Origin of the sequence: Microvirga tunisiensis, from assembly GCF_009296175.1 — a bacterium.
Taxonomy (GTDB): domain Bacteria; phylum Pseudomonadota; class Alphaproteobacteria; order Rhizobiales; family Beijerinckiaceae; genus Microvirga; species Microvirga tunisiensis.
The window spans coordinates 1-7,915 of the sequence record NZ_VOSK01000286.1 but is presented as its reverse complement, the minus strand read 5'-3'; the positions used below and the strand labels follow the sequence as shown (position 1 = coordinate 7,915).

6 protein-coding genes are annotated in these 7,915 nt (G+C 60.6%); 2 read left to right on the top strand and 4 right to left on the bottom strand.

Annotated elements, in window-relative coordinates; translation table 11 throughout:
* Window positions 1-159 precede the first annotated feature (159 nt).
* On the top strand, window positions 160-420 hold the full coding sequence (locus FS320_RS33930) for a hypothetical protein (protein WP_202882927.1): 261 nt from the start codon (window positions 160-162) through the stop codon (window positions 418-420).
* 239 nt (window positions 421-659) lie between these two features.
* Here FS320_RS33930 and FS320_RS33925 read toward each other — a convergent pair whose 3' ends face one another.
* Window positions 660-1,079 (bottom strand): hypothetical protein, encoded by a 420-nt coding sequence (locus tag FS320_RS33925; RefSeq protein ID WP_152716801.1) that lies wholly within the window; start codon window positions 1,077-1,079, stop codon window positions 660-662.
* Between the two features lie 26 nt (window positions 1,080-1,105).
* The gene (locus FS320_RS33920; protein ID WP_162003420.1) at window positions 1,106-3,973 is read right to left on the bottom strand and encodes a DEAD/DEAH box helicase; all 2,868 of its coding nucleotides are present in this window, start codon (window positions 3,971-3,973) and stop codon (window positions 1,106-1,108) included.
* Between the two features lie 235 nt (window positions 3,974-4,208).
* On the opposite strand from FS320_RS33920, the gene FS320_RS33915 reads away from it, so the two are divergent.
* On the top strand, window positions 4,209-4,862 hold the full coding sequence (locus FS320_RS33915) for an SOS response-associated peptidase family protein (RefSeq protein ID WP_162003419.1): 654 nt from the start codon (window positions 4,209-4,211) through the stop codon (window positions 4,860-4,862).
* A gap of 1,230 nt (window positions 4,863-6,092) precedes the next feature.
* On the opposite strand, the gene FS320_RS33910 is transcribed toward FS320_RS33915, so the two are convergent.
* Entirely contained in the window at window positions 6,093-6,533 is a 441-nt protein-coding gene (locus tag FS320_RS33910; RefSeq protein WP_152716799.1) for a hypothetical protein, read from the bottom strand.
* A 75-nt stretch (window positions 6,534-6,608) separates the two neighbouring features.
* Window positions 6,609-7,385, bottom strand: a complete 777-nt coding sequence (locus FS320_RS33905; RefSeq protein WP_192926376.1) for a hypothetical protein — start codon at window positions 7,383-7,385, stop codon at window positions 6,609-6,611.
* Between the last annotated feature and the right edge of the window lie 530 nt (window positions 7,386-7,915).

Sequence of the window (7,915 nt, the reverse complement as noted above, 5' to 3'; positions counted from 1 at the left end):
AAGCGGACAATGTTGGTAGTCTCGTTCATGGCGTATCGCTCTCTCGAAGAGGTTCTGGCAGGCTCGACACCCGCCTCGATACGCCGCCCTTCTCACACCGTCATCACCCAGTTTCCGCCATAGCTCATCAGCTCATCGGGCTCGGCAGTACGGACGGAGTTGACGGCCCCAATCGGCCAATGGCTACGCCGCAGCTTCGTGAATACCTATGGCAGGGATCCGGTGCAGATCCGCATGATGGGCGGTACAGTACCCACGGGCGTGGCAGTTAGCGCCCTGAACGTGCCATTCGCCATCGTCCCATTCGTCAATGCTGATAACAATCAGCACAGCGCGAACGAAAACATGCGGCTGGGGAACTACATTGAGGGTGTGCGTGGGCTTGCCGGCATGCTGACAGAGCCGTTCAAGGCGCCGTGAGCGACATCTGGGCAAGCGTCCCTTAAGAGCCTCTACGGGTCTTGATTGTAGTCCGGCAGGGCTTCTTGCCCGTGCACGAATTGTTAAGCTTGGCCGTTCCAACATGCCTGTACCGGGCGAGTCGCGTATCAGCCCGAATAATCTCCATAGCCCCAATGCTTGGAGCTAGCCCTGGCTGAGAGCCCTTACCCTCTCCGCCGGAGCTTTTTGTTTGTCGCTCCGGCCGGGAGTAGAACTGTTCAGGGCGCTGTCAGGTAAGCAATCAGTGGCTTATCGCATGCGAGGATCCGGTCGCTTAGACCGAAGACCTCCTGCTTCCAGGGATGCTGGAGGGCCTCGTCTCGCGACAGAATTCGTCCAAGTTCCCCTGAAGACCAGGAGGTTTGGTGAGGTTCGACCAATCCAACGTTGAAATTGTCCGGAGCGGCTGTCAGGTGACAGGCGAACGTCACGCGATCAGATGGTGAGGCTGTTTCTGCCCAATCACCGAGACTGATCACGAGGTCGGCGCGACGCTCGTGCGGGCCGTGGGCGAGAAGAGCGCGATAAACCGCGAAGGGCTCGCCATTGCGGTGGACGAACCGCGCCAACTGGATCGTCGGAGATCCACAGCACTGACATGAACCCGTAACGGGATCCGCGAATTCGATGCTGTCCATTGGCGTCCTCAAGGGGGCACGGGCACCTATGCCCGGAGTCGTTGCTCACGTTGTGCGGTGCTGGCCTGAGACTGCAGGTAAGCATCTCGATTCCGCTTGAAGGTAGCAGCCTTTTCCAAGTCCTTCAGGATCTTCTTTTGCGCCGGCACCTGACGCTGCGCATATCGGGCGCAGAGCCGAGGCAGGGAGAACGGGACCACTACGTCGGCCCGGTTCTTGCCAATTGCATCTTGAATGAGCTCGACCTGCTCTCCTGGCAGCGGCATTCCACCTTCCTCCCCGAGGAGCAGCAACAGGTTCATCACAGCGGAGGGCATTGCTCGGATGAGCTCCTTCCCGGGCTTCGCCGCGGCGATCTCCAGATACTCGGTCCGTGCGAGGGTGATTGTCAGGGTCTGGTCCTTGCTCACGGGACCATCGGCAAGCTCGGTGAGGTATTCCCGGAAACTCTGCTCCCGTGCCCGGGCCGCATCATCATGGCGGCCGAACCCTGCTTTTTGCCGGATCCACTGCTCACTTGGACCTTTGGGCCCAACCGCGACGATGGAGGACTTGATCAGGCCCTCGGCGAGACTCGGGCGAAGTTGCTCTTCCTTCTCCGGGTTGTCGATGATGAAGAAGCGAACGTTTGTATTCGCCACGATGGCCTTGATTTCGGGCAACACGCTCGGATCGAACGTCGTGACAGAGAAAGCCGTCGGCTTCCCTCCAAACGCATACGGGTAGAGGTCAGCAAACCTCTGGCGCAGCCGGCAATAGGCGGCGAGGAGATCGCGCCGCTGCGGCGTGAGCTGGTTAGGCCGGTCCAGAACCACCGAACGAAGGTCAGGTCGCAGGCTGTGGGCTCCCGTTGCCCGCTCGACTAATCGGACAGCAGCGACGTTGAGCAACTTGGCAAGCAGCCCTGCCTTGTCCTTGAGGAGATCGATGGCGGCCGACATCTGGGTGGCATTCGCCGGAGCCGCGAACCCTGTGAGCCACGGGAGGGCGAGAGGCCGCGCCTGCTGAAGGCTTGTGACGAACTTGCGCTGCTTGTCAGTTGGGCTGGCGCTCTCATAGTCGCCATCGTGACGGATCCCGACGAAGGCCACATATTTGCGGGCGACATCCTGGGTCTTGCAGAGGAAGGCCTGCTGCGCTCCTGTCCGTTCGTCGTGAGTGGCCACTAGCCAGCGCGGGAGATCCGGGGCGGCTTCCTCATCGTAGAGACCAAATTCTTTGAGGTCGCAGAACAGCGCCACGCGGCTGGAGAACTTCTTGGTCTCCGAATCGTACCGCCGCATGCCGGTCGTCATCAGACCAGCGGCAAATGGCTTCGGCACCGGGAGGGTATCCTCGTCGCCGATCTCCATGGTGGGATCGAGTGGGTCCTCGTACTGCTCACTGTCCCCCTCGCCCATCCGGACCCGGATCTGGCGCTGGCGCTCCTCGATCTGTTCGCGGAGGCTGGGATCCTTGTCGAACCATGCTTCGAACTGCTCCCGGATCGGAGCGGCCAATCCGCGGACCTGGCGGCGGCAGCGCTCCGGGTCGTTCCGGCGCATCGCGTCGATATCCGAGAAGATGCGTAGGACAGAGTTGCCGACATCGACGAAAACTTGATGGGTTTTGCCAGACGCCTTGTGAGCCCGTTCCCCTCGCCCGCTGATCTGCTTTACTGAGCCGATGGATCGCTCCTGACAGGCCAGGATATTGAGGTCGGTCTGTGGAACGTCGGTACCAACGCCCAGAGCATTCACGTTGACCAGAATGTCGAAGCCGCCGGCCCGGGCCGCACCAAGGAGATCGTCGCGCTTGATCTTGCGACCAGGCTCCTCGCCTTCCTTGGGCCCTTCCTCGGAGCCGTTGCGCCAGACGCGGATTTCGCCGGCCACGACAAAGGCTACGCGGGGCTTCTCCCCTTCCCTCACGTGCCCGGGAGGGAGGCCTTCTTGAGCCAGATAGCCGGAGAGTTCCTTAGCAAACTCGACGCTGTCGCAATGGATCATCGCCAGGGTAGCGCTGGCCGCACGCTTGGCCCAGATCCGGGTCACGGCGGCCACAATGAGAGCCGCAATCGCCTTGTCGCCCTCGCTCGCTCCTTCCTTGAAGAAGCGGGAGAACGCCTGCTGCGAGGCTTGGTCGACCGACTTATTTTCGGCCAGCAGCGCGAGGAACGCGCTCTCGATGAGCCGGACGGCATCGGCGCCGAGATGGGCCTCGAATTCACCGGTAGCGATGTCAAACCTCGTGGGGACCGTACGCCCTGTCGCAAGGACCTCGTCATAGGAGGCGACATCAATGAGGTCATGCTCGATGCTGGCGCCGAAGGCGTCCAGCGGGTCCTTGCCGTCGGTTCGAAACGGAGTGGCCGTCAGAACAATGCCTGAGCCGCCGGCGTGCGCGATACGGGACAGAACACGGGCGAGCTCCTCGGCGGCTGCCTTGTGGCCCTCGTCGATGAGGACCACCCCTCCCCTTTTTCCGAAGCGGTCAAGGGAGCGCAGGAATTCCTCGTCATCAAGCTTGTTGACAAGGGACATGTTCGTGGCGGGGATCACATCCGCGTCGAGCGAGTTCCGAACCATCGGCTGCTCGCCGATGATCTCGTTCTTGGCGACATAGAAGGCGGTCTGAGCACCTTTGACAGCCGGAACGCTCTGGAACTGGGCATAGTTCTGGCGCAGCAGGCTGACGTCGGGATGCAGGACCAGGATCGGCTTGCCTATGTCGATCGCGTCCTCGGCTGCCCCAGCCGCCAAGAGGCTCTTGCCGCTGCCAGTGGGCGCGAGGACCGCGCCAGAGCGCCCACGTCGAATGGCCTCTCGGACGGATGCAGCGATTCTGGCCTGATAGGGCTCGGCCTGCTTGTCACCGATCCGTCGGCTGAGTTCCGAAACGGAGGTTTGAGGCAAGGTGTCCGCAGGATTGGAGATTGGCCGCATTGGTCAAAGATCTGAAAATCAATAGGAAAGGGTGTGAAGGGGCGGACCAATCATGCGCTATGATTCGCAAATCAAACCGCGGTCTGCCGGTTGCAGCGATTATAGCCTGAAGGGTTGCGTGGGGCAGCGCTTATTGTCACGTTGGGCGCTGGCAAATGCGTCAAACGAAACGAACGCCCGGATGCCAAGACGGAGGGTTCCGCCCGTGTGTAATCTTTATAGTACCTATGCTACGCAGGCCGCGATGCGGCAGGCGTTCAACGTGACGCGCGACAGCGCGGGCAACGTCCCTCCCCTGCCGGCGATCTTTCCGGACCAGATGGCGCCGGTCATCAGAAATCATGACGGCGAGCGCGAGCTGATCCAGATGCGCTGGGGCTTCCCTCCTCCCCCGAAGGTCGGCAATCATCCGGTGACAAACGTCCGGAATGTCGGCTCTCCATTTTGGCGTGCCTGGCTCAAGCCGCAGTACCGAGTCCTTGTGCCACTGACATCCTTCTCAGAATACAAGGATACTCGCCCGCGAAAGACACCCGTTTGGTTTGCCCTCAATGAAGAGCGCCCCCTTGCGGCGTTTGCTGGCATTTGGCGTCCATGGACCGGCGTACGTGGAACGAAGGCTGATCCTGTTGAAGGTGAACACCTGCTCTATTCATTTCTAACATCAGAGCCGAATGGCGTGGTGGGGCCGATCCATCCGAAAGCGATGCCCGTCATCCTAACCACGCCGGAGGAATATGATGTCTGGCTGAATGCACCGACTGAAGAGGCCCTGAAACTTCAGAGACCGCTCGCCGATGACATGCTGCAAATTGTTGCAGAAGGGGAAAAGTCTGACGAAGCTAAAGTGCCGGCTTGAACAGTCCCAGCCTGTAGGCACGCGCTTGTGCGGTGAGGCTCAGGTGCTTACTTCCTGACGGCATATAACCGCAGAGCTGTCAGCCAACTTCTGTTCATGACTCGCGCTCCTCCGATAGCAAGCTCAGATCCATCCGACGGCCCCGGTCAGCTCAGCCTCGGCACCACCGCAACAGCCGCAGGGATGTTGTCTACCGCACTGGCGTCCCCGCTGACTTCGTCAGCTGGCGGAGGGCTGCTGTATCCAGTTCACTGACGACGGTCAGTTCTTTGCTGCGTTGGGGTCTCTCAGCTGACTTCTGGGTACCCGGTGCGGCGATCCCGACAGCCGCAGTCTGCGGACTGCGAGGCTGCTTCTCCAGCAGTTTTGCTGAGACTGCTTTGTCCTTTTGGGTCGTGCTGGTCCTCTCCCCAATCGATCCTGTCCTTGACACGTCATGGTTGGCGTCGCTGGGTCGGAGGTTCGCACCCTTGGCATCGGGCCTGACCGGAGGAAGATCCGCCAGGATTTGATCACGTCCTTGAGAAAGCCGATTGATTTCTCGCCGAGCGGTTGCAAGCTCTCCACGGAGCTGCGCCATCTCGGAGAGTGAGACTTGAATCTTCGTCTGCTCGGCAAAAAGCTGGGTCTGAGCGGCTTGCAAGCTTGTGACCTGATCATGAAGCCGGTGTTCGACCGCAGCCGACGTGTGCCTCACGATGGCATAGGAGCCCCATCCTGCGGCGGCTGACAGGCTGAGGGCCACAAGAAGACTGCGGTGTACGTTTGACAGGCGCGGCACAAAGTCTTGGAACATGGACAACTCCCCGCATACGCAAGCTGATCGAAATCCGGCGCTGCTCATTCGGGCCCGCGGTTTGGGCGACAAAGAGGCTGACAGCGACCGGCTCAGGCCGTCGGCCGCCACGATGCGGGTGTTTTTGTTGTCTTGGTTAATGACTTGTCAAAGCAGAGGGCTGATGAGCGGTCATGTTCTGCCGACAGTGAGCCACGTGACAAGTTCGGCGATACGTGATGGATCTAAGTGCTTGTACGATGCAGGTCTGAACCTGAGCGTCGGGATACACTGTCGTGGTCGCCTTCGAGATGCCCTTCAAGCTATCCTCTCCTGCTGTCAGCAGCGTCTCGATGGCTTAGGTTCTGAGTTCGTTCATGACCGTGGCCGGATCTTCTTGCCCCGTCCTGCTCGATCCACTGGCTCCTGCTCGGCGGGGTTCAACACCAGATCGTTCACCGCCCGGATTTGCTTTGCTGGTTTTCTGTTGGAGAGCTGAAGGACGCAGCGCCTGGACGCGAACCTTCGTTCCGGCGGAAATACGTATTGATCAGAGCTACAATCCTTTGGCCTAGCGCCTGATCCTTCTCAAGGTTTTCCGTGTCGAGGATCTCGAGCCGGATCTCGAAATCGGGGTCACAAATGAGAGTGGCCGGATCCTGCTCGTTACTTTCTTTCAGGCTGTCCAGGAACCAGCCTTCATCCGGATTCGGATCTTCGACATCAAGACCCGCATTCAGGCTCTCGACAAGATACCTGGCGAGACGATCGTTGATCCTCGTACCATCGTCTTCACCAAAGATGAGCCGAGGCTCGCCTTGAGGATCCCGGATGACGTGCTGCCGATCTCGTCCGGGTCGGGCGATGAACAGGGTCCATTGTGACGATGGGCTCATGGGCTTCTTCTTATCTGAAGATCAGGAGGGACAGCTTAGGCTGACCCGATCACCAATAGCACTCCCGCCTTCGGATCAGTATCGCCGTCCGAGCATCCAATCCCCCACCTCATCAAGGGCATCGAAGGCGCGATTGGTCAGGCGGCGCGGACCAGCCAACAGCCCCTCGTCCCTCTCCACGCCATAGGGCTGCGGACCGGGCGGCATCGCCTCACGGTATCCGCCGAACTCATCAGCCGGCTCGTCGATAGCCCAATTCCGCTGTGCAGCGGCAGGCGGCATGTTCATCAGCGGCCTCGGGCGCGTCTCATTCCTGGCCTCGGCAGAGCGCCGGTTCTCAGGCGGCAGGATGTCCTCGACCCGGCTCATGGCTACGGACTGCGACTGAGGCAGCGCCACCCGGTAGCCGAGCTCCTGGGCGACACCGGGCAGGTTCCGGACCGCCGCCCGGCCCGCCTCCAGGCCATGGCAGATGCTGAAGTACAGGGCATGGAAGTTGGCGTTCTGCCGGATGGTCTCACGGCTCTCCTTGGTCGAGAACGGCGCAAGATAGAACGCCATGGTGCGCCCAGCCTTTTCGGCGATGATCGCTGGTCTGGTTCGTGAGCAGTAGACGTACCCGTTTTCCTCGCTCAGCTCCCGGCGTCCAGCTGAACTCGCGTGGAAGGTCTTCACCCGGGTCTGCATGAGCGTGCCCTCCTCTGCCTTGGTCATAGGAGAGGCCGCCAGGATGGCGAACTCGTCGCAGCCATCAGGGCGGCAGAGCCCCCGGATGATGTCTAACCGATCATAGCTTTGGGCGAGGGCCGGGGTGGAGAGCACGAGGGCAAGGGCAACAAGAGGTCTGAGCATCGGTGGCCTTGGTCGGAGGGATGGTTAACGAAGTCTCACCACCGAGGTCGCGCACGAATGTGACGATTTCAGGCCGCTCCGCCCAATGGGATCTGGCGGAGATATCCGTGATCGCGCATTTGGCCGCGAAGAGCTCCAGGGCAGACGTCCCAGCGTGCGTTCGGGCAGGTTCGATCGTTCTCCTCCCTATGAGAACCCGAGCGTCAGGAGTGCCTTTCCGATCATACGATCCGAGCGGCCTTGGCCTGCTCGCGACCGCCGCCATCAAGGGCCGTATGAAGTGTCACATCTGGATCGCGTCCATGGTTTCTCTCAGCAGGCCGCGCAGACACGAAGGCGGCGCGCCATAGAGTTGCCGCAATCCCTAACCGACTCTTACTGTCGCTGGAAAAGGGATAGAAAAGACGTTGGTGCGTAAATCGGACCGGGGTGTCGTGCCAAGTCAGGGGTAAGGTATAGAGGCGGTCTTCTGAAACCGAGAGCCGCATGCCCTACAAGGTTAATGAAGAGCGCCGCCACAAGATTCCAAA